Origin of the sequence: Hydrogenophaga flava NBRC 102514 (genome assembly GCF_001571145.1) — a bacterium.
GTDB classification, from domain to species: domain Bacteria; phylum Pseudomonadota; class Gammaproteobacteria; order Burkholderiales; family Burkholderiaceae_C; genus Hydrogenophaga; species Hydrogenophaga flava.
Window position 1 is genome coordinate 315,568 of record NZ_BCTF01000001.1, and the last position, 20,661, is coordinate 336,228.

Below are 20,661 nucleotides of genomic sequence, written 5' to 3' on the forward strand. Positions count from 1 at the left end.
GCATGACCATCCGCATTCCGCCCATCCAGTGTCTGCTGACGTTTGAAGCGCTGGCGCGCCTGCGCAGCGTGACGCAGACGGCGGACGAGCTGTGCGTGACGCCGAGCGCGGTGAGCCACCGCATCAAGCAGCTCGAACAGATCCTGGGCACCAAGCTGTTCGGGCGGGCGGATTTTTCATTGACCACCGAGGGCAGCGAGTACCTGGCGCAGGTGCGCGAGGGCCTGGCCTCGCTGCAGAAGTTTCCCAGCAGCGCCGCCTCACCGGGCCGGCGCAAGCTGCGGCTGGCGGTCACGCCGACCTTTGCGCGCTCCATCCTGCTGCCGCGCCTCAAGCAGTTTTCCGACGCCTACCCCGAGATCGACCTGACGCTGCAGGTCAGCATCCCGCTGCTGGACGTGGTGGCCGAGGACGCGGACCTGATGGTCCGCTTCGGCACCGGACGTTACGCCGACGTGGAACACGTGTGCCTGATGAAGGACGAGGTCACGCCGCTGGCCTCACCGACGTTCGTGCGCGAGCACGGCCCGTTCGAGGCGCCGCAGGACCTGGAGGGCGAACCGCTGCTGCGCAGCCCGCTGGAACCCTGGCGCACCTGGTTCGCAGCACACGATCTGGACTGGCCCGAGCCGGTGGACGGCTCGCAGTTCAATGACATCGGCCTGATGTGCGACGCCGCTGCAGTCGGCATGGGCATTGCCCTGGTGCGCATGAAGCTGGCCGCGCCCTGGCTGGAAAACGGCACGCTGGTGCCGCTCTACCCGCGCCATGTGCCCAGCCCGCACGCGCACTACCTGTGCTGGCGAACCGGCACCATGGACCGCTGGGAGTGCGCCGCCTTCGCCGAGTGGCTGCGCAACTCGCTCAGCTGATCACTCGACGTTCAACCGCTGACCAGCCAGCGCCAGCTTCTTCGGCAGCGTCAGCGTCAGCACACCGTTCTCGTACTTCGCCTTCGACTTCTCGTTGTCGATGTCGGTGGCCAGCTGGAAGCTGCGGGCCACGGCGCCGTAGTAGCGCTCGGTGCGCAGCACCTTCTCGTCCTGGGTCTGGCTGTCCTGCTGCTTGATCTCGGCGCGCAGTGTCACCACGCTGCCTTCGACGGTCACGTGGATGTCTTCCTTGGCCACACCCGGCACCTCGGCCACCACGGTGTAGGCCGACGGGGTTTCCTTCACGTCGATCTTGATCTGCGAGGGCGAGGGCAGGTTGTCGCCGTGCAGCGGGCGGACATAAAAACCGGGGGCGACGTCCTTGAAGAAGTCGTCAAACAGGCCGGTGCGTGCGATCAGATGGTTCATGGCGTTCACTCCTGAGGGTGGTGGTGCATTCGGGGGACTGGTCATCGCCGCTCCCGTGCCAGACAGATGGATTCGGATTCGGCGCTTTTCAAGTCCCCTGGTGTTTGACGCACGTCAAAACCGCTCAAGTCCTCTCACGTCGGGCTGCAAGTTTCTTCAATGCACAAGCGGGCGGCCAGCCGTACACTGCCGCGCATGAACGCCCCCACCGCTCCCGTCGAAGTCACCCGCGCCGAGCGCGCCGCGCGCCAGGCCGAGGTGGTGCGCGCCCTGCAGGCCGTGCTGCCCGCCCACGCCCTGCTGTGGCAGGCCGAAGACACCGTGCCCTACGAATGCGACGGCCTCACCGCCTACCGCCAGCGGCCGCTGGTGGTGGCCCTGCCCGAGACCGAAGCCCAGGTGTCGGCTGTGCTCAAGGCCTGCCACGCGCTGAATGTGCCGGTGGTGGCGCGCGGCGCTGGCACCGGCCTGTCCGGCGGTGCCATGCCGCATGCGATGGGCGTGACGCTGTCGCTGGCCAAGTTCAACCGCATCCTGTTGGTCGACGCCCGCTCGCGCACCGCCGTGGTCCAGGCCGGTGTGCGCAACCTCGCCATCAGCGAAGCCGCCGCGCCGCACGGCCTGTACTACGCGCCCGACCCGAGCAGCCAGATCGCCTGCACCATCGGCGGCAACGTGGCCGAGAACTCCGGTGGCGTGCACTGCCTGAAGTACGGCCTGACGGTGCACAACGTGCTGCAGGTCCGCGGCTTCACCGTAGAAGGCGAACCCGTCACCTTCGGCGGCACCACGCTGGACACGCCGGGCCTGGACCTGCTGTCGCTGGTGATCGGCAGCGAGGGCATGCTGGCGGTCGTGACCGAGGTGGTGGTCAAGCTGGTGCCCAAGCCCCAGCTGGCGCGCTGCATCATGGCCAGCTTCGACGACATCCAGAAGGCCGGCGACGCGGTGGCCTCGGTCATCGCGGCCGGCATCATCCCGGCCGGGCTGGAGATGATGGACAAGCCCATGACCGCCGCGGTGGAAGACTTCGTCAAGGCCGGCTACGACCTGAACGCCGCCGCCATCCTGCTGTGCGAGAGCGACGGCACGCCCGAAGAGGTGGAGGAAGAGATCGGCCGCATGAGCGCGGTGCTGCGCGGCTGCGGCGCCACCGCCATCGCCGTGAGCCGCGACGAGGCCGAGCGCCTGCGCTTCTGGAGCGGCCGCAAGAACGCCTTCCCGGCCAGCGGCCGCATCAGCCCCGACTACATGTGCATGGACTCGACCATCCCGCGCAAGCGCCTGGCCGACATCCTGATCGCCATCGGCGACATGGAGAAGAAATACGGACTGCGCTGCGCCAACGTGTTCCACGCGGGTGATGGCAACCTGCACCCGCTGATCCTGTTCGATGCCAACGACCCCGACCAGTTGCACCGCTGCGAGCTGTTTGGCGCCGACATCCTGGAAACCAGCGTCGCCATGGGTGGCACGGTGACGGGCGAACACGGCGTGGGTGTGGAAAAAGTCAACAGCATGTGCGTTCAGTTTTCCGCTGAGGAAAACGCACAGATGTTCGCCGTCAAACGCGCCTTTGATACCAAAGAGCTACTGAACCCCGGCAAAGTGATTCCAACCCTGCAACGTTGTGCCGAATACGGAAAGATGCTGGTGCGCGGAGGCCAGATCAGTCACCCGGATTTGCCCCGGTTCTGACGGTCAGATTTCACATCTCGGCTGCGCCCCCCTGCGGTAAAGTGGGTCTGCGATGAGCGCAATCCACCCCTTCCCTGGGAACAAAGCCAGAAAGACACCTGACGAACAGAAGGCGTCTGATCGCGAGCGCGCGCTCGAAGCCGAGGTGCAGGCCCTGCGCGCCGAACTCGCCCAGCTGCGGCGCCACACCCCATTGGCCGGACCGGACAACGGCGCGCACAGCGAATCGTCGGACCCCTACAGCACGATTCTTGCGGCGCTCAACAACGTCTTCCCGATCGGCATGTTCCGCATCGATGCGAAGGGCAAGCTGCAGCAGGTCGATCCGATGCTGCAGCAGATCTTTGGTCTGCCGCAGCAGGAGTTCACCGATTTCGGATGGATGCGCTGCGTGCATCCGGACGACCTGGCAACGGTGCAGAAGCACTGGAGCGAGGACGTGGCCAGCGCCAAGGCCACCAGTCTGGAGTTCCGCATCATCCGTCCGGGCAGCGAGACCATCACCCACCTGGTGGCACGCAACATGCCCCAGTTCGACGACCAGGGCCGACTGAGCAGTCAGCTGGGTTTCGTGCAGGATGTCAGCCAGCTGCGCAAGCTGGAAGCGGAAGCCCGCATCAAGGACGAGCTCAACCGCCAGATCATTGCCAGCAGCCCGGACTGCACCAAGGTGCTCGACCTGCAGGGCCGCGTGCTGCAGATGACCGCCCGCGGCTGCGAGCTGGTGGAGGTCGATGATTTTGAGCAGGTCCGGGGCAGCGACTGGACCACCTGGTGGCCCGAAGACGGTCGGAACCTCGCTCGCTCGGCGCTCGACCAGGCGCGCAGCGCCGGCAGCGCACGCTTTGTGGCCTTCGGCAACACGTTCAAGGGCTCGTCCAGGTGGTGGGACACCGTGGTCTCACCGATCACCGACAGCGATGGCCAGCCGGTGATGCTGCTGGCCGTGTCGCGCGACATCTCCGAGACCTACGAACAGCAGCACCAGATCCGGCAGCTCAACAGCGAGCTGGAAACCCGCGTGCAGGAACGGACCAGCCAGCTGGCGGCGGTCAACGCACGGCTTCGGCAGACGCTGCAGGACGCCCAGACGCTCTACGACAAAGCCCCTTGCGGCTACCACTCGGTGGACGCCAACGGCATCTTCGTCCTGATCAACCAGACCGAGCTGGACTGGCTGGGATACACCCGGGAGGAAGTCATCGGCAAGATGACCTTCCGCGAACACGTGCTCCAGGCGGACCTGCCGATGATCAAAGACCGGCTGCAGCGCCTGATGCGTGGTGAAAAGCTGGAGTCGACCGAACTGGGCCTGCGCCGTCGCGACGGCTCGACCTTCGTGGCACTGCTCAGCAGTACGGCCGTGGTCGATGAGCAGGGACGGTTCGTCCGCACCAACAACACCCTGGTGGACATCTCGGCGCGCAAGCTGGCCGAACACGCCCTGCAGGCGCAGCGCAACTTCCTGCAGACGGTCACCAACACGGTGCCCGTGCAGCTGGCGTTCTACGACCACGATCTGATCTGCCGCTTTGCCAACGCCAGCTACGCCCGCTGGCTGGGTTCCGAGTCGGCCAGCCTGATTGGTCTGCACCTGCGCGACATCGCCAGGCCCGAAGACTTTGCAACAGCCGGCGCGCGACTGGAAGCCGCGATGCGCGGCGAGCCCCAGCACTTCGAAGGCTTGCGCCGCTTCCCGGACGGCCACGAGTTCTACGCGAGCATCGAGTACACGCCGTACGTTGAGAACGGTCAGGTGCAGGGACTGATCATCCAGATGGTCGACATCACCGAGCGCAAGGCCTCGGAGGACCGTGTGCAGAGCACCAACCTGCAGCTGGCCGATGCCCTGCAGCAGGCGCAGGCGCTCTACAACCAGGCGCCCTGCGGCTACCACTCGCTCAATGCCGACGGCGTGTACGAGTCGATCAACGACACCGAGCTGCAGTGGCTGGGCTACGAGCGCGACGAGGTCATCGGCCGGCTGAGCTACCGCGATGTGGTCCTGCCCTCGCGTGTGCCGCTGCTGGAAGACCGCATGGCGCGGCTGATCCGTGAAGGGGTGCTGGCCGGCGCCGAATACGAGATGCGCCGCAAGGACGGCTCGGTGTTCCACGCGCTGCTGTCCTCTGCGGCCGTGCGCGACGAGCAGGGGCGCTTCCTGCGCAGCAACACCACGGTGGTGGACATCACCCAGCGCAGGCAGGCCGAACTGGCGCTGCGCGAGAACCAGCGCTTCCTGCAGACGGTGACCAACCATGTTCCCGGCGTGATCGCCTACCTGGACGCCATGCTCAGGTTCCGGTTCGCCAACGAGGAGCACCGCCGCCTCTATGGTCTGGACCCGGCACGCATCCTCGGACTGCACATCAGCGAGTGCCTGCCGGCCGCCATCTGGCAGGAGGTCCAGCCCTGGTACCAGGCAGCCCTGGACGGACAGGTCCAGCACTACGAGGCCTGGCGGCGGACCGTGAGCGGCGAGGACCTCTACATCCGGGCCACCCTGCTGCCAGACATCTACGAAGGCCTGGTGCAGGGCATCACCGTCCAGATCATCGACATCACCGAACGCAAGCGCATCGAGGAACGCGTGAACCAGCTCAACGACGAGCTGGAGATGCGGATCCGCGAACGGTCGATGGAGCTGCTGGAGAGCGAGCAGCGCTTCCGCCTGATGGCGGACAACCTGCGCGACTACAGCATCTATTTTCTGGACGCCCAGGGCTGCATCACCGACTGGACCGACAGCGCCCAGCGCATGGAGGGCTACTCGCCCTCCGAGATGCTCGGGCAGCACTACGCCAAGCTGCTGCAGCCGGACAACCCGGACGAGGCATCGAACATCGCCGCTCAGATGCTGCGCATGGCGGCTTCGCGGGGCCAGCACGAGCTGCACACCTGGCAAACGCGCAAGGACGGCTCGCGCTACTGGGCCCACTCGATCCTGATCGCGCTGCGGGACGACAGCGGCGAGCTGCGCGGCTTCTCCAAGATCAGCCGCGACATGACCGACGCCAAGCGGCTGGACGACCTGATGCGCAACATCAACGACGAGCTGGAGAACCGGGTCGTCGAGCGCACCGAACAGCTGCTGGCCGCCAACAAGGACCTGGAGTCCTTCTCCTATTCGGTCTCGCACGACCTGCGCTCACCGCTGCGCCACATCTCCAGCTTCGTGAGCCTGCTGGAAGAGCACCTGGCCGACAAGGGCGACGACACCACACAGCGCTACCTGGGCACCATCGGCAACTCGGCGCGCCACATGAGCCAGCTCATCGACGGCCTGCTGGCGTTCTCGCGCCTGGGCCGCTCGGCGGTCAACGTGATGCCCGTGGACTTCACCATGCTGGTCGAGGCGGTGGTCAGCCAGATCGCGCACGACACCGAAGGCCGCGTGGTCGACTGGGTCGTGGCACCCGACCTGCCGGTGGTCCAGGGCGACGCGCTGCTGCTGCGCGAGGTCTGGGCCAACCTGCTGGGCAATGCCTTCAAGTACACCCGCCCCCGCGAACGCGCCCGCATCGAGGTCGGCTGGAGCGTCGACCCCGCCGTGGGCTACACCTTCTACGTCAAGGACAACGGTGTCGGGTTCGACACCAAGTACGCGCAGAAGCTGTTCGGCGTTTTCCAGCGCCTGCACCGGGCCTCGGAATTCGAGGGCACCGGCATAGGGCTGGCGCTCACCCGACGCATTCTCGAACGCCACGGTGGTAGCATTTGGGCCGAGAGCCAACAGGGTGAAGGCAGCACGTTCCACTTCTCGCTGCCTTTTGAAGGCTGCAGCCCATCAGACTCGTCGCACGACTCCATACCTTCGGTCCTGGAACCATGAACAAGAACGCTGAAGCCATCCTGCTGGTCGAGGACAACCCGGACGACGCAGAACTGACCAAACTGGCGCTGGCCCGCCATGGACTCGACGGGCGCGTGACCCACGTCTCCGACGGCATGCAGGCGCTGGACTACCTGTACCGGCGCGACGACTTCGCCGACCGTCCGGGCGGCAATCCCGTGCTGGTGTTGCTGGACCTGAAGATGCCCCTGCTCGACGGCATCGGCGTGCTCAAGGAAATCAAGGGTTCGGACACCCTGCACAACATTCCTGTGGTGGTGCTGACCTCGTCCACCGAGCCCAGCGACCTGCAGCGCGCCTACGAAGCTGGCACCAACGCCTACATCGCCAAACCCACGGAATTTGCGCAGTTCCTCAGTGCGATGAAACACGTCTGCGAGTTCTGGATCAACATCAACCAGACCGCACCGCAATCCCCCAGCGCCGGCGTGCGCTCCACCTCGTTCGGCGACCTGCACTGACCGCGGGGCCTGCCCGCGGCGCGCAGCTACCAGGTGTCGATGCCGCCACGTGTGGGCGGTGCGGCCACCTTTGAGCCGGCCAGCCCCCGGACCAGCCAGGCCCGTGTGTCGGCCGGGTCGATCACCGCATCAATCTCCAGCGTGCTGGCCATCTCGGTCGCCGCCCCGCGCGCCACCATCTGCGCCAGCAGCGACTGGAACAGGGCCTCGCGCTGCGGTCCCTCGGGCACCGCCTTCAGCTCCTTGCGGTAACCCAGCCGCACCGCGCCCTCCAGCCCCATGGCGCCGAACTCGGCCGACGGCCAGGCGACCGTGAAGACCGGCGCATGAAAGCCGCCGGCCGTCATGCCCATCGCCCCCAGTCCATAGCCCTTGCGCATCACCACCGCGAACACCGGCACGCGCAGGTGGGCCGCGCGCACGAACAGGCGGCTGACGTGCCGCACCTGGGCTGTGGCCTCGGTGGCCGGACCGACCATGAAGCCTGGCGTGTCCACCAGGCTGACGATGGGCAGGCCGTGCGCATCGCACAGCTGCATGAAGCGGGCAGCCTTGTCGGCCGCGTCAGCGTCGATGGCGCCGCCCTGGTGCAGCGGGTTGTTGGCCATCAGGCCCACCGGACGGCCTTCGATGCGGCCCAGCGCCGAGTGGATGCCAGCGCCAAAGCCGGTGCGCAACGGCAGCAGGCTGCCCACATCGACCAGCCCCGCCATCGCGGCCCGGCTGTCGTAGGCGCGCACCCGGTTCTCGGGCACCACGTCGCGCAAGGCCTGCGGATCGGGAGCCGTCCAGCCGGTCGTGCAGCCCTGGAAGAACGACAGGTAATGCTTCGCGGCCGCGACCGCCCCGGCCTCGTCGTCCACCAGGATGTCGATCACGCCGTTGGTGTGCTGCACGTCCGAAGGCCCGATCTCCTCGGGCCGGAACACGCCGAGACCACCGCCTTCGACCATCGCCGGGCCGCCCATGCCGATGTTGCTACCGCGGGTGGCGATGACCACGTCGCTGCAACCCAGCAGGGCCGCGTTGCCGGCGAAGCAGCGTCCGGCCGCGATGCCGACCACCGGCACCTGGCCGGACAGCTTCGCGAACGCGGCGAAGGTGCCGACGTGCAGCCCGGCGACGATCGGCATGTCGGTGTCGCCCGGGCGCCCACCCCCACCCTCGGCGAACAGCACCACGGGCAGCTTCTGCGCCAGGGCAACGCCCAGCAGGCGGTCGGTCTTGGCGTGGTTGCGCATGCCTTGCGTGCCGGCCAGCACGGTCGCGTCATAGGCCATTACCACGGTGCGCGAACGCTCCGCGCCAAACTCGGCGCCATTGACCGAGCCGATGCCGGTCACCATGCCGTCGGCGGGCGTGTTCGCGATCAGGTCCTCGGCGCTGCGGCGGCTGCGCTGCGCCGCCACGGCCAGTGCGCCGTACTCGATGAACGAGCTCTCGTCGCACAGGTCCGCGATGTTCTCGCGCGTCGTGCGCAGCCCCAGCGCATGGCGTTTGGCCACCGCCTCCGGTCGGGAGGTGTCGAGCAGAAAGCGTTCGCGATCGCGCAGTCGGGCCAGATCGGCCCGCCCGGTGGCGCTGGCAGCCACGGCCTCCGGTGCGGCGGGCTGTGGGATCGGGTCAGATGCCGCAGGCCCGAGGACCAGCAAGGCGTCCCCCTCGTGCACCACATCGCCCACGGCGCAGAACACCTCGGCAACCTGCCCTGCGGCCACGGCACGCAGCTCGTGCTCCATTTTCATGGCCTCGACGATGACCAGGGCGTCGCCGGCCCGCACCGCGTCGCCCACCGACACGCAAATCTCGACGACCTGGGACTGCAGCGGAGCGCAAAAGGGTTTCATGGGCGGGATTGTTCCGCCGGCACCCGCCGCCCCCGGTCAAGCGCGCGACATGGCGCTCAGCCCGCGAACAGCGCCACATTGCCGCCTGCGGCGGTGGTGTTGATGGTCAGGGTCTGTTCGGCGCAGAAGCGCAGCAGGTAGTTCGGGCCGCCGGCCTTGGGGCCGGTGCCGCTCAGGCCTTCGCCGCCGAAGGGCTGCACGCCCACCACGGCGCCGATCATGTTGCGGTTGACGTAGACGTTGCCCACCCGAGCCGCCGCGGCCAGCGCCTGCGCGCGGCTGTCGATGCGGGTCTGGATGCCCAGCGTCAGCCCATAGCCCAGGGCGTTGATCTGACGGATCACGTCCATGGGCTCCCCACCCCAGCGCACCACCTGCAGCACCGGGCCGAAGATCTCCTGCGTCACCTCGGCGATGGCCTTCACCTCGAACATCTGTGGCGCGATCAGGTTGGGCATCGCTGGTTTCGCCGGCGCATCCGGCAGCAAGGGCTTGGCACTGCCGCGCAGGCGCGCGACATGGCGCTGGATGTTGTCAAACGCCTCGGCGTCGATCACCGGGCCGAGGTCAGTCGCCAGCTGCGCCGGATCGCCCGCCACCAGCTCTTTCGCGGCTCCCTGGATCATCTCGATCACGCCGTCGGCAATCGCCTCGTGCACGCACAGCAGCCGCAGAGCCGAGCAGCGCTGGCCCGCGCTGCGGAAGGCGCTTTGCACCACCGCGTCGGCCACCTGTTCGGGCAGGGCCGTGCTGTCCACCAGCATGGCGTTGATGCCGCCGGTTTCGGCGATCAGCGGAACGATGGGGCCGTCCTTGGCGGCCAGCGCGCGCTGGATGATCTTGGCCACCTGGGTCGAGCCGGTGAACACCACGCCGGCCACGCCGGGCGCCGCCACCAGGGCCGCACCCACCGTCTCGCCGGTACCGTGCAACAGCTGCAGCGCGTCGGCCGGGATGCCGGCGGCGTGCAGCAACTTCACGGCTTCCAGCGCGGCCGCCGGGGTCTGCTCGGCGGGCTTGGCCAGCACCGTGTTGCCGGTGGCCAGCGCGGCCGCGACCTGGCCCATGAAGATGGCCAGCGGGAAGTTCCAGGGGCTGATGCAGACCCAGGCGCCGCGGCCTTCCAGCCGCAGCGTGTTGCTCTCGCCCGTGGGGCCGGGCAGGGTCTGCGGCGCCTGCACGCGCTCGGCCTCGTTGGCGTAGTAGCGCAGGAAGTCCACCGCCTCGCGCACCTCGGACACGGCGTCGCCCCAGGTCTTGTGCGCCTCTTTCACCAGCAGGGCGCAGAAGCGCGGCAGCGCGGCGTCCAGTGCGTCGGCGGCGACGCGCAGCACGGCCGCACGTTGCGCCACCGGTGTGTGGTTCCATTGGTGGAAGGCGGCGACGGCACGGGCCACTGCCTCGGTGGCATCACCGGCACGGGCCTCCGCCACCACCGGCACGGCACAGGCCGCGTGCGCCGCCAGCAGCTCGTCGCGCTGGGCGATCACGGTCAGGTCGCGGCCGCTGCTGTTGGCGCGTGCGGCGCCATACAGGTCCATCGGCATCGGCAGCGAGGCCATCGGCTCCAGCCGCAGCGGCGAAATCAGCAGCTCGTCCATGCCCACCGACTCATCGGCCAGCTGGTGCACGAAGGAGGAGTTGGCGCCGTTCTCCAGCAGGCGGCGCACCAGGTAAGCCAGCAGGTCGCGGTGCGCGCCCACCGGGGCGTAGACGCGGCAGCTCACCAGCGGGTTCTTCAGCACCTCGCGGTAGATGCCCTCGCCCATGCCGTGCAGTCTTTGAAGTTCAAACGGCACAGCCTGGCGCGCGCCCATCTGCAAGATGGCCGCGATGGTGCCCGCGTTGTGCGTGGCGAACTGCGGAAAGATCGCGTCGGGTGCGTCCAGCAGCGCCTTGGCGCAGGCCAGGTAGCTCACGTCGGTGTGGTGCTTGTGGGTGAACACCGGGTAGGCGGGCAGGCCCTGTTCCTGCGCACGCTTGATCTCCGCGTCCCAGTACGCGCCTTTGACCAGGCGGCACATGAACTTGATGCGGTACTGACGTGCCAGCGCCGCGATGTGCGCGATCAGCTCGACTGCGCGGGTCTGGTAAGCCTGCATGGCCAGGCCCAGACCCTGCCACTGCGGGCAATGTTCGGCCACCAGCGCGGCCAGCGCCTCGAACACGTCCAGCGAGAGTTCGAGCCGGTCCACCTCTTCGGCGTCGATGGTCAGGTTGAGGTTGGCCGCCGCCGCCGCGCGGCACAGCGTCCACACGCGCGGCACCAGCTCGTTCATCACGCGCTCGTGCTGCGCATCTTCGTAGCGCGGGTGCAGGGCGCTGAGCTTGATCGAGATGCCGTCATTCCGTGCCGGGTGGCGCGCCGGGTCGGCGCCCTGGGCGATGGCGGCGATGGCGTTCTGATAGCTGGCCTGGTAACGCTGTGCGTCGGCCTGGGTGCGGGCACCTTCGCCCAGCATGTCGTAGCTGAACTGGAGGTTCGGCTGCTTCTTGCGCGCGGCCGTCGCTTCCTTCATGCCTTCGCCAATCGTCTGGCCCAGCACGAACTGGCGGCCCAGCAGCTGCACCGCGCGCAGCGTGGCCGCCACCACGGTGCGTGCGCCCAGCTTGGCCATCAGGCCCGGCTCGTGGCCGGATTCCGGCAGGAAGTGCTTGGACATGGCGATCGCGGTGGACGACAGGCGCGCCAGCGTCGAGTCGGCGGCGCCGTCGAAGTCTGCGCGGCCCAGCTGGTCTGCGGTCAGGGCGATGGCGGTCTCGGCATCGGGCACGCGCAGAAGGGCCTCGGCCAGGCGCATCAGGGCCAGGCCCTCGGCGCTGGAGATCGGGTACTCCTTGAGCAGGCTTTCCATGGCCCAGAACGGCGGCGGGTTCTCGCGCACAGCGCGCACCCAGGGCGCGGCCACGTGAGCCGCGGCAGCCCAGTCCAGCGCGCCGTGCAGCGCGGCCAGACGCTGGGCCACGGTCTCGGCCTCGGGCCGGTAGGGGAAGGGCAGGCGGTCGGTGCTGCGGGGCATGGCGGATCTCCTGAAACAGGACAAGTTGGTGAATGCCCGAAGTCTGAAGAAGCAGACGATGAATTTTTCGCTGATTTTTTGATTTAAACCGGATAATTCACTACCCATGAGCGAAAACACCCCCGACTTGGATCGCATCGACCTGCGCATCCTGAACGTCCTGCAAGCCGACGGGCGCATATCCAATCTGAAACTGGCCGAGGCGGTCGCCCTCTCGCCCACCGCCGTGCTGGCACGCACCCAGCGGCTGCAGCGCGACGGCTACATCCTGGCCTACGAGGCGCGGCTGAACCCGCTCAAGCTCGGGCGCGGCATGCTGGTCTTTGTGGAGGTGCTGCTGGACCGCACCACGCCCAACGTGTTCAACGAATTCAAGGCCGCGGTGCAGGTGCGCGACGAGATCCTGGAGTGCCACATGGTGGCCGGCGGCTTCGACTACCTGATCAAGACCCGCATGGCCGACATGGCCGCCTTCCGCGACTTCGCCGGCAGCGTGCTCTGGCAGCTGCCGGGCGTGCGCGAGACGCGCACCTACGCGGTGATGGAAGAGGTGAAGAACAGCAGCCGCCTGCCGCTGTGAAATGGCGATGACGCAGAAGGGCAACGGCCCCCAACCGGGGGTTCGGACCGAGGGCCCGCGGACGCACAATAGAAAGATCGTTCATCCACCGGAGTTCTTCATGCGCGCCCCGTCCCGACTGCTGACCTTCCTCCTGCTGTGTTCCGCCAGCGCCTTTGCCCAGACCACCGCGCCGGGCCTCTGGGCCATCCAGAACAAGATGGGAGGCAACCCGGAGCTGGACAAGGCCATGGCCGAGATGCAGAAGCAGCTGGCCGCCATGCCGCCCGCGCAGCGCAAGCAGATGGAAGCCATGATGGGCCAGAACGGCATGAGCGTCGGTGCCGGCGGCGCGGTGACCGTCAAGGTCTGCATCACCCCCGAAATGGCTGCGCGGTCGGAGCTGCCCAGCCAGACCGAAGGCGACTGCACCTCCACGATCACTTCGCGCACGGGCAACACCCTGAAGTCGAAGTTCGCCTGCAAGAACCCGCCGACCACCGGCGAAGGCACCTACACCTTCAGCGGCGACAAGGCCTTCGCCACCAAGATGGTCATGCAGACCGTCCGCAACGGCAAGCCCGAGACCATGACCATGGAAGGTCAGGGCAAGTGGCTCTCGGCCGACTGCGGCAACATCAAGCCGATCCAGCCGCCGAAGCAGTGACCGGCTCCTTGCGCGGCCGGTGACCGAAGATGGCCCGGCCGACGCGCACCAGCGTGGCGCCCTCGGCCACCGCCGGCTCCAGGTCGTCGCTCATGCCCATGGACAGGACGTTGAGCGCCAGCCCCTGATCCATCAGCGACTGCTGCAATTCATGCACCCGCCGGAACGCCTCGCGCTGCACCGCCACATCCTCGCTCGGCTCGGGGATGCACATCAGCCCCCGCAGACGCAGGCGGGGCAACGCCGCCACGGCGTGGGCCAGAACAGACAGGTCGTCCGGCGCCACACCCGACTTGTTCGAACCCCCGTCGACATTCACCTGCAGGCACACCTGCAGGGGCGCGCGGTCTTCGGGTCGCTGTTCGGACAGGCGCTGCGCGATCTTGAGTCGGTCCACCGAATGCACCCAGTCGAAGTGCGTGGCCACCAGCCGCGTCTTGTTGCTCTGCACCGGGCCGATGCAGTGCCACTCCAGATCGACCGAGGGGAGCAGAGCCTGCACGGCCAGCACCTTCTCGACCCCTTCCTGGATGTAGTTTTCGCCAAAGGCGCGTTGTCCGGCCGCCACCGCGGCCACCACATGCTCCGGTCCAAAAGTCTTTGAAACCGCCAGCAATGTGACGGTGTTCACATCGCGGCCAGCCGCCTCGCAGGCCCTGGCGAGCCGCTCCCGCACTTGTTGGAGATTGCCTTCAATCGTCGTCATAATCAGTCTGTTACACCAACACTGCACGGGACCACGGGATGGACATCACCCAACTGCTCGCCTTCAGCGTCAAGAACAAAGCCTCCGACCTTCACCTCTCGGCCGGGCTGCCACCCATGATACGGGTGCATGGCGATGTCAGGCGCATCAACGTCGAGCCGCTGGACCACAAGATGGTGCACAGCATGGTGTACGACATCATGAACGACTCACAGCGCAAGCAGTACGAGGAGTTCCTGGAATGCGACTTCTCGTTCGAGATCGAGGGCCTGGCCCGCTTTCGCGTGAACGCCTTCAACCACAACCGCGGCGCGGGCGCGGTGTTCCGGACGATTCCGAGCAAGATCCTCACGCTGGAACAGCTCAACGCGCCCAAGATCTTCGCGGACCTGGCGCTGCGCCCCAGGGGTCTGGTGCTGGTCACCGGCCCGACCGGCTCGGGCAAATCGACCACCCTCGCCGGCATGGTCAACCACCTCAACGAAACCGAGTACGGCCACATCCTGACTGTGGAAGACCCGGTGGAGTTCGTGCACGAGTCCAAGAAGTGCCTGATCAACCAGCGCGAGGTTGGCCCGCACACCCTCTCCTTCTCCAACGCGCTGCGCTCGGCCCTGCGGGAGGACCCGGACGCGATCCTGGTGGGTGAAATGCGCGACCTGGAAACCATCCGCCTGGCCATGACGGCTGCCGAAACCGGCCACCTGGTGTTTGGCACGCTGCACACCTCCAGCGCGGCCAAGACCATCGACCGCATCATCGACGTGTTCCCGGCCGAAGAAAAAGACATGGTCCGCGCCATGCTGTCGGAATCGCTGGTGGCCGTGATCTCCCAGACGCTGTGCAAGGTGAAGGACGGCAGCGGTCGTGTGGCGGCGCACGAAATCATGATTGGCACCAGCGCCATCCGCAACCTGATCCGCGAAGCCAAGGTGGCCCAGATGTACTCGGCCATCCAGACCGGCCAGAACGTCGGCATGCAGACGCTCGACCAGAACCTGGCCGACTTGGTCAAGCGCAACGTCATCAGCCCGGCCGAGGCGCGCAGCAAGGCAAAAATCCCCGAGAACTTCCCCGGCTAGACATGTCTGCCCCCACGCTTCACCGCTGTGCGGGTCGCTGCCCCCCGAGGGGGCTGGACTTGCTTAGGGCGGCCCTGCGCTGCGGCCGTCCCTGCCGCTGATCTAAAGGACTCAACTCAATGGAACGCGATCAGGCATCGAAATTCATCAACGACCTGCTCAAGCTGATGCTCAGCCGCGGCGGCAGCGACCTGTTCATCACGGCCGACTTTCCGCCCGCCATCAAGGTCGATGGCAAGGTGGTGAAGGTCTCGCCCCAGCCGCTCAACGGCGTGCACACCCTGGCGCTGGCCCGCGCCATCATGAACGACAAGCAGGCCGCCGAGTTCGAGCGCACCAAGGAGTGCAACTTCGCGATCTCGCCGCCGGCCATCGGGCGCTTCCGCGTCAGCGCCTTTGTCCAGCAGGGCAAGGTCGGCATGGTGATGCGGACAATTCCCGCGGTGCTGCCCACCATCGACTCGCTCAACCTGCCCCAGGTACTCAAGGACATCACACTGTCCAAGCGCGGGCTGTGCATCGTGGTCGGCGCAACCGGCTCGGGCAAGTCCACCTCGCTGGCCGCCATGGTCGACTGGCGCAACGAGAACACCCACGGCCACATCATCACCATCGAGGACCCGGTGGAATTCATCCACGCCCACAAGAACTGCGTGATCACGCAGCGCGAAGTCGGGCTGGACACCGACGACTGGGGAGTGGCGCTGAAAAACACGCTGCGGCAGGCGCCGGATGTGATCCTGATGGGCGAGATCCGCGACCGCGAGACCATGGAGTACGCGATCCAGTTCTCCGAGACGGGTCACCTGTGTCTGGCCACCCTGCACGCCAACAGCGCCAACCAGGCCCTGGACCGGATCATCAACTTCTTCCCCGAAGACCGCCGTCCGCAGCTGCTGATGGACCTGTCGCTGAACCTGCGGGCGCTGATCTCGCAGCGCCTGGTGCCGCGCCAGGACAACAAGGGGCGCCACGCGGCCGTGGAGATCATGCTCAACTCCCCGCTGATCGCCGACCTCATCTTCAAGGGCGAAGTCGCCGAGATCAAGGAGATCATGAAGAAGAGCACCAACATCGGCATGCAGACCTTCGACCAGGCGCTGTTCGATGCCTTCGAGGCCAACCTCATCAGCTACGAGGATGCGCTGCGCAACGCCGACTCGCTCAACGACCTGCGCCTGCAGATCAAGCTCAACAGCCAGCGCGCCAAGACGCAGGACCTGGCGGCGGGCACCGAACACCTGACCATCGTCTGATCATGCGGCCCCGCCTGTTACGCAAAGTGCTGCTGACGCTGGTACTGAGCGCTCTGCCCTGGTTGGCCTGGGCAGCTTTCCCCTCCAACGTCCGCCTGGCCGACACCGAGCTCGCGCTCAACGGACAGGGCGTGCGCTACCGGGTGGTCTTCAAGGTGTACGAGATGGCGCTCTACACCGCCAAGCCAGTCACCACCACCGAACAGCTGCTGTCCCTGCCCGGACCGAAGCGCCTGTCTTTCGTGGCGCTGCGCGAACTGCCCGGCACCGATCTCGGGCTCGCCTTCCTCAAAGGCCTGTCGTCCAACTCGCCGAAAGACCAGGTGCAGAAGCACGTGGTCTCGACCAACCGACTGATCGAGATCTTTTCAGGCAAGCCCAAGCTGATGCCCGGAGACACTTTTGCGATGGAGTTCGTGCCCGGCAAGGGCACACAGTTCTTCATCCAGGACCAGCCGCAGGGCGCTCCCGTGGGCGACGCCGAGTTCTTCAACATGGTGCTGCGCATCTGGGTCGGCTCCTCGCCGGCCGACCACCAGCTTCGCGATCGCCTGCTGGGCAAGACAGACTGACCATCCGATATGACATCCTCCGAGCTTCCCACCACCACACCCCGACATCTCGCATTCATCGGCCTGGGCGTGATGGGATACCCGATGGCGGGCCATCTGGCGCGCGCAGGCCATCAGGTCACCGTCTACAACCGCACACCCGCCAAGGCAGACGCCTGGGTGGCCGAGTTCGGGGGAGCGGCGAAACCCACCCCGCGCGAAGCGGCCACAGGAGCCGACATCGTGTTCTGCTGCGTCGGCAACGACGACGATCTGCGTTCGGTGGTGCTCGGGACCGACGGCGCCTTCGCTGGCATGCAGCCTGGAAGCATCTTTGTGGACCACACCACTGCATCGGCCGACGTCGCGCGCGAGCTCTATGGTGTCGCCAGAAACCTCGGCCTGTCCTTTGTGGACGCCCCTGTTTCAGGCGGTCAGGCGGGTGCGCAGAACGGCGCGCTGACCGTGATGTGCGGCGGCGACGCGCCCGCGTTCGAAGCGGTCAAGCCGGTGGCGATGGCGTTTTCGCGTGCCTTCACCCTGATGGGCGAGAGCGGCGCCGGCCAGCTGACCAAGATGGTCAACCAGATCTGCATCGCCGGGCTGGTGCAGGGCCTGTCCGAAGCCATCGCCTTCGGTCAGAAGGCCGGGCTGGACATGAACCAGGTGCTGGAGGTGATTGGCAAGGGCGCGGCCCAGAGCTGGCAGCTCGACAACCGCGGCAAGACCATGGTGGCCGACAAATTCGACTTCGGTTTTGCCGTGGACTGGATGCGCAAGGACCTCGGCCTGGTGCTGGAAGAAGCCAAGCGCAACGGCGCCCGACTCCCCGTCACCGCCCTGGTGGACCAGTTCTACGCCGACGTGCAGGCCATGGGCGGGAACCGGCTGGACACCTCCAGCCTGATCAAACGCTTGAAATAGGTCCCCCCTGCGCCGCTGCTGCGCGGCTTCCCCCAGGGGGACCACGCCTTGTGGCCCGGCAGAGCCGGTTCCACGGCGCGTGCTGAACAGAGGCCGCGCATTATGAGGCCGGAGGCCACGCGCTTCAGGACTTGGGCGCGATGCGCGCCAGTTCTTCCTCGCTGATGATCTCCAGCAGGCGGACCACGCGCTGCACCCCCTTGGTGGTGCGCGCCACCTGGGTGGCGATGTCGGCCTCGCGCTGCGTCACGCGCCCCATCAGGAACACGGTGCTGCGCTCGGTGACCACCTTGAAGGCATTGGCGGAAATCTGTTTGGTGTCGATCAGGCCGGCCTTCACCTTGCCGGTCAGCAGTGTGTCTTCTGCCTTTTCGGTGAAGGTCGGGCTGTTGGCCACATCCAGCTCGTTGTGGACCACGGCGACGTTGTCCACCTGCTTGACGATGGACTCGGCCAGTTCCTTGTCTCGGGCGCTGCCCACCTCGCCGGTCAACAGCGCGCGGCGGTTGTAGCTGGTGACGCTGATGCGCGCGCGCGACCCCATCTGCTCGCGCAGGCGGTTGGCGGCCCGCAGTTCGATGCCTTGGTCATCCAGCTGGGAGCCCGAGCTGCGGCGGTCACCGGCCACCATGGCGCCGGTCAGTGCCGCCCCGCCCACCGCCAGCGGCGCACAGGCCGAGAGGGTTGCGGCAGCTGCAGCGACGCTCAGGACGGCCAGGGTCAGACGGCCATGGGAAACAATGGTCTTCATGCGGGGTTCTCCGTTTCATTGGACAGAGCTTCGGGCAGGCCCAGCAGTTGGGCATCCACGCCGTCGCAGATGCAGTGCAGCACCAGGTGATGCACCTCAAGAATCCGTGCCGGCACGTCGTGCGGCACGCAAATGTGGACATCGGTGTCGCGCAGCAGCTGCGCCATCCGGCCGCCGCGCGCACCGGTGAGTGCCACCACGATCATGTCGCGCTCGTGCGCAGCCTCCACCGCCGCGATGACGTTCTGGGAGTTGCCCGAGGTCGAGAGCACGAGCAGCACGTCGCCGGCCTGCCCCAGGGCACGCACCTGACGCGAGAACACGGCGCGCACGTCAAAGTCGGTGGCCAGCGCGGTCAGCACCGAGGCGTCGGCCGAGAGCGAGAACGCCGCCAGCTCGGGCCGCTCGCGCTCGTGGCGCCCCACGAAGCTGGCCGCGAACAGCTGCGCCGCCGCCGCCGAAGCCCCGTTGCCGCAGGACAGCACCTTGCCGCCGCCGGTGACACTGGCCAGCACCGCCGCCGTGGCGGCTTCCACCATGGGCGCGAGCGCCTGGGCACACTGGTATTTGAGGTCGGCGCTGTCGATGAACTGTTGCTGGATGCGTTGCAGGAGCATGGGGCGATGATAGCGGCGTGCAGCGTGTCAAAAGGTAGTGGATGCATCAAAGGCCGCGCGCAGCCACTGGATGTCCGAAGCTTCCGAACCGTCCCGTGTCCCCTGGATAAGGACCACGTCGAACCGGCATGGAGGTTCCGACCCCAGTCGCAGCAGAAAGTGCCGCGCGACGAACACGATGCGCCGCTGCTTGATGCCGGTGATGCTGGCGCCGGCCCCACCACGGCTGGCGCTGGCCCGCTGGCGCACCTCGACGAAGACCAGCGTGCCATCGGGCTCACGCATAATCAGATCGATCTCGCCGCCGCCGCGGCCGGGCGTGCGGAAATTGCGCTGCAGCAGCCGCAATCCGTGCCGCTGCAGATGCCGCAGGGCGGCGTCTTCGGCCGCATCGCCGCGCTGCTTGGTCGTGACCGAAGCCCCCTGTTTCCGGGAATCCCACATTGTCCGCACCCTCCCCTTCCCTGCTGGCCGCCGCCCGTGACATGGCGGAGCAGCAGCATTATCCGCAGGGCGCGCTCTACATGGTCGCCACCCCGATCGGCAACCTCGCCGACATCGGCCTGCGCGCGCTGCACGTGCTGGACCTGGTGGACTGCATCGCCTGCGAGGACACGCGCCACACCGCCGCGCTGCTGCAGAGCTATGGCCTGCACAAGCCACTGCTGGCGCTGCACGAACACAACGAGGCGGAGGCCGCACAGACCGTGGTGCAGCGCCTGCGGGACGGACAGCGCGTGGCCTACGTGAGCGACGCCGGCACGCCCGGGGTGAGCGACCCGGGCGCTCGCCTGTGCGCCGCCGTGCACGCCGCCGGCCTGCGCGCCCTGCCCCTGCCGGGCGCCAGCAGCATCACGGCGCTGCTGAGCGTGGCCGGCACCGGCGGCCACGACGGGGGCTTTGTGTTCACAGGCTTCCTATCGCCCAAGGCCACCGAGCGCCAGCGCGAGGTGCAGGCCATCGCGGCCGACCCGCGCGCCTGCGTGCTGCTGGAGGCGCCGCACCGCATCGAGGCCCTGGCGCGCGATCTGGCCGCACTGGGCGAACGGCCGCTCACGATCGGGCGCGAGCTGACCAAGCAGTTCGAGGAAGTGGCGCAGGTCGCGGCCAAGGACTTTCCGGCCTGGCTGCAGGCGGGCGCCCACCGCACACGCGGCGAGTTCGTTCTGCTGGTGCACCCCACCACCGCTGGAACCGCAGACGACGGCATGGACGAGGCCACGCTGCGCACGCTCGACCTGCTGCTGGCCGAACTGCCCGTCAAGACCGCGGTGAAGCTTTGCGCCGAGATCAGCGGCGCGCCGCGCAACGCGCTGTACCAGGCCGCGCTGGCCCGGCGCCATGGCGCGCAGGAAGACTGAAGCTCAG

Annotated in this window: 17 protein-coding genes and 1 pseudogene; 11 read left to right on the top strand and 7 right to left on the bottom strand. The window is 67.3% G+C overall.

Annotated elements, in window-relative coordinates; translation table 11 throughout:
• Positions 1–2: 2 nt before the first annotated feature.
• The gene (locus HFL01S_RS01505; protein ID WP_066253618.1) at positions 3–872 is read left to right on the top strand and encodes a LysR substrate-binding domain-containing protein; all 870 of its coding nucleotides are present in this window, start codon (positions 3–5) and stop codon (positions 870–872) included.
• Here HFL01S_RS01505 and HFL01S_RS01510 read toward each other — a convergent pair whose 3' ends face one another.
• Entirely contained in the window at positions 873–1,301 is a 429-nt protein-coding gene (locus tag HFL01S_RS01510; RefSeq protein ID WP_066253622.1) for an Hsp20/alpha crystallin family protein, read from the bottom strand.
• A gap of 195 nt (positions 1,302–1,496) precedes the next feature.
• On the opposite strand from HFL01S_RS01510, the gene HFL01S_RS01515 reads away from it, so the two are divergent.
• The 3 genes from HFL01S_RS01515 to HFL01S_RS01525 are packed head-to-tail and all read left to right on the top strand — an operon-like array spanning position 1,497 to position 7,313.
• Positions 1,497–2,999 carry an FAD-linked oxidase C-terminal domain-containing protein gene (locus tag HFL01S_RS01515; RefSeq protein WP_066253819.1) on the top strand — a complete coding sequence of 501 codons (1,503 nt, stop codon included), beginning with the start codon at positions 1,497–1,499 and terminating at the stop codon, positions 2,997–2,999.
• A gap of 52 nt (positions 3,000–3,051) precedes the next feature.
• Entirely contained in the window at positions 3,052–6,831 is a 3,780-nt protein-coding gene (locus HFL01S_RS01520; protein WP_066253624.1) for a PAS domain-containing sensor histidine kinase, read from the top strand.
• A complete protein-coding gene (locus HFL01S_RS01525) occupies positions 6,828–7,313 on the top strand; it encodes a response regulator (protein WP_066253626.1) in 486 nt (161 codons plus the stop codon). The genes HFL01S_RS01520 and HFL01S_RS01525 overlap by 4 nt, the downstream gene beginning before the upstream one ends.
• A 26-nt stretch (positions 7,314–7,339) precedes the next feature.
• On the opposite strand, the pseudogene HFL01S_RS01530 reads toward HFL01S_RS01525, so the two are convergent.
• Positions 7,340–9,163, bottom strand: a pseudogene (locus HFL01S_RS01530) (carboxyl transferase domain-containing protein); the annotation flags it as partial.
• 53 nt (positions 9,164–9,216) lie between these two features.
• Positions 9,217–12,180, bottom strand: a complete 2,964-nt coding sequence (locus HFL01S_RS01535) for an L-glutamate gamma-semialdehyde dehydrogenase (RefSeq protein WP_066253629.1) — start codon at positions 12,178–12,180, stop codon at positions 9,217–9,219.
• Positions 12,181–12,286: 106 nt separating this feature from the next.
• Here HFL01S_RS01535 and HFL01S_RS01540 point away from each other — a divergent pair, with 106 nt between their 5' ends.
• A complete protein-coding gene (locus tag HFL01S_RS01540; protein WP_066253634.1) occupies positions 12,287–12,760 on the top strand; it encodes an Lrp/AsnC ligand binding domain-containing protein in 474 nt (157 codons plus the stop codon).
• Positions 12,761–12,860: 100 nt separating this feature from the next.
• Positions 12,861–13,406, top strand: a complete 546-nt coding sequence (locus HFL01S_RS01545) for a DUF3617 domain-containing protein (protein ID WP_066253636.1) — start codon at positions 12,861–12,863, stop codon at positions 13,404–13,406.
• Here the strand turns inward: HFL01S_RS01545 and HFL01S_RS01550 are convergent.
• On the bottom strand, positions 13,378–14,112 hold the full coding sequence (locus tag HFL01S_RS01550) for a YggS family pyridoxal phosphate-dependent enzyme (RefSeq protein ID WP_066253637.1): 735 nt from the start codon (positions 14,110–14,112) through the stop codon (positions 13,378–13,380). The genes HFL01S_RS01545 and HFL01S_RS01550 overlap by 29 nt on opposite strands.
• Positions 14,113–14,150: 38 nt before the next feature.
• Between HFL01S_RS01550 and HFL01S_RS01555 the strand changes: the two genes are divergently transcribed.
• The 4 genes from HFL01S_RS01555 to HFL01S_RS01570 all read left to right on the top strand — a co-directional run bounded on the left by HFL01S_RS01555 (position 14,151) and on the right by HFL01S_RS01570 (position 17,925).
• Positions 14,151–15,194, top strand: coding sequence for a type IV pilus twitching motility protein PilT (locus tag HFL01S_RS01555; RefSeq protein ID WP_066253640.1), 1,044 nt, complete (start codon positions 14,151–14,153; stop codon positions 15,192–15,194).
• Between the two features lie 119 nt (positions 15,195–15,313).
• Positions 15,314–16,450, top strand: coding sequence for a PilT/PilU family type 4a pilus ATPase (locus tag HFL01S_RS01560; RefSeq protein WP_066253645.1), 1,137 nt, complete (start codon positions 15,314–15,316; stop codon positions 16,448–16,450).
• 2 nt (positions 16,451–16,452) lie between these two features.
• Entirely contained in the window at positions 16,453–17,022 is a 570-nt protein-coding gene (locus tag HFL01S_RS01565; RefSeq protein ID WP_066253647.1) for a chalcone isomerase family protein, read from the top strand.
• Between the two features lie 9 nt (positions 17,023–17,031).
• Positions 17,032–17,925, top strand: a complete 894-nt coding sequence (locus HFL01S_RS01570; protein WP_066253649.1) for an NAD(P)-dependent oxidoreductase — start codon at positions 17,032–17,034, stop codon at positions 17,923–17,925.
• 124 nt (positions 17,926–18,049) lie between these two features.
• On the opposite strand, the gene HFL01S_RS01575 is transcribed toward HFL01S_RS01570, so the two are convergent.
• The 3 genes from HFL01S_RS01575 to HFL01S_RS01585 are packed head-to-tail and all read right to left on the bottom strand — an operon-like array spanning position 18,050 to position 19,737.
• Entirely contained in the window at positions 18,050–18,676 is a 627-nt protein-coding gene (locus HFL01S_RS01575) for a BON domain-containing protein (protein ID WP_066253652.1), read from the bottom strand.
• Positions 18,673–19,293 carry an SIS domain-containing protein gene (locus HFL01S_RS01580; protein WP_066253655.1) on the bottom strand — a complete coding sequence of 207 codons (621 nt, stop codon included), beginning with the start codon at positions 19,291–19,293 and terminating at the stop codon, positions 18,673–18,675. Before HFL01S_RS01580 ends, HFL01S_RS01575 begins: the two co-directional genes overlap by 4 nt.
• Positions 19,294–19,320: 27 nt before the next feature.
• Positions 19,321–19,737, bottom strand: a complete 417-nt coding sequence (locus HFL01S_RS01585) for a YraN family protein (RefSeq protein ID WP_066253658.1) — start codon at positions 19,735–19,737, stop codon at positions 19,321–19,323.
• Between HFL01S_RS01585 and rsmI the strand changes: the two genes are divergently transcribed.
• Positions 19,737–20,654 (top strand): 16S rRNA (cytidine(1402)-2'-O)-methyltransferase, encoded by a 918-nt coding sequence (gene rsmI, locus HFL01S_RS01590; protein WP_174525216.1) that lies wholly within the window; start codon positions 19,737–19,739, stop codon positions 20,652–20,654. The two genes, HFL01S_RS01585 and rsmI, sit on opposite strands and share 1 nt — an antisense overlap.
• The last annotated feature ends 7 nt before the right edge of the window (positions 20,655–20,661 follow it).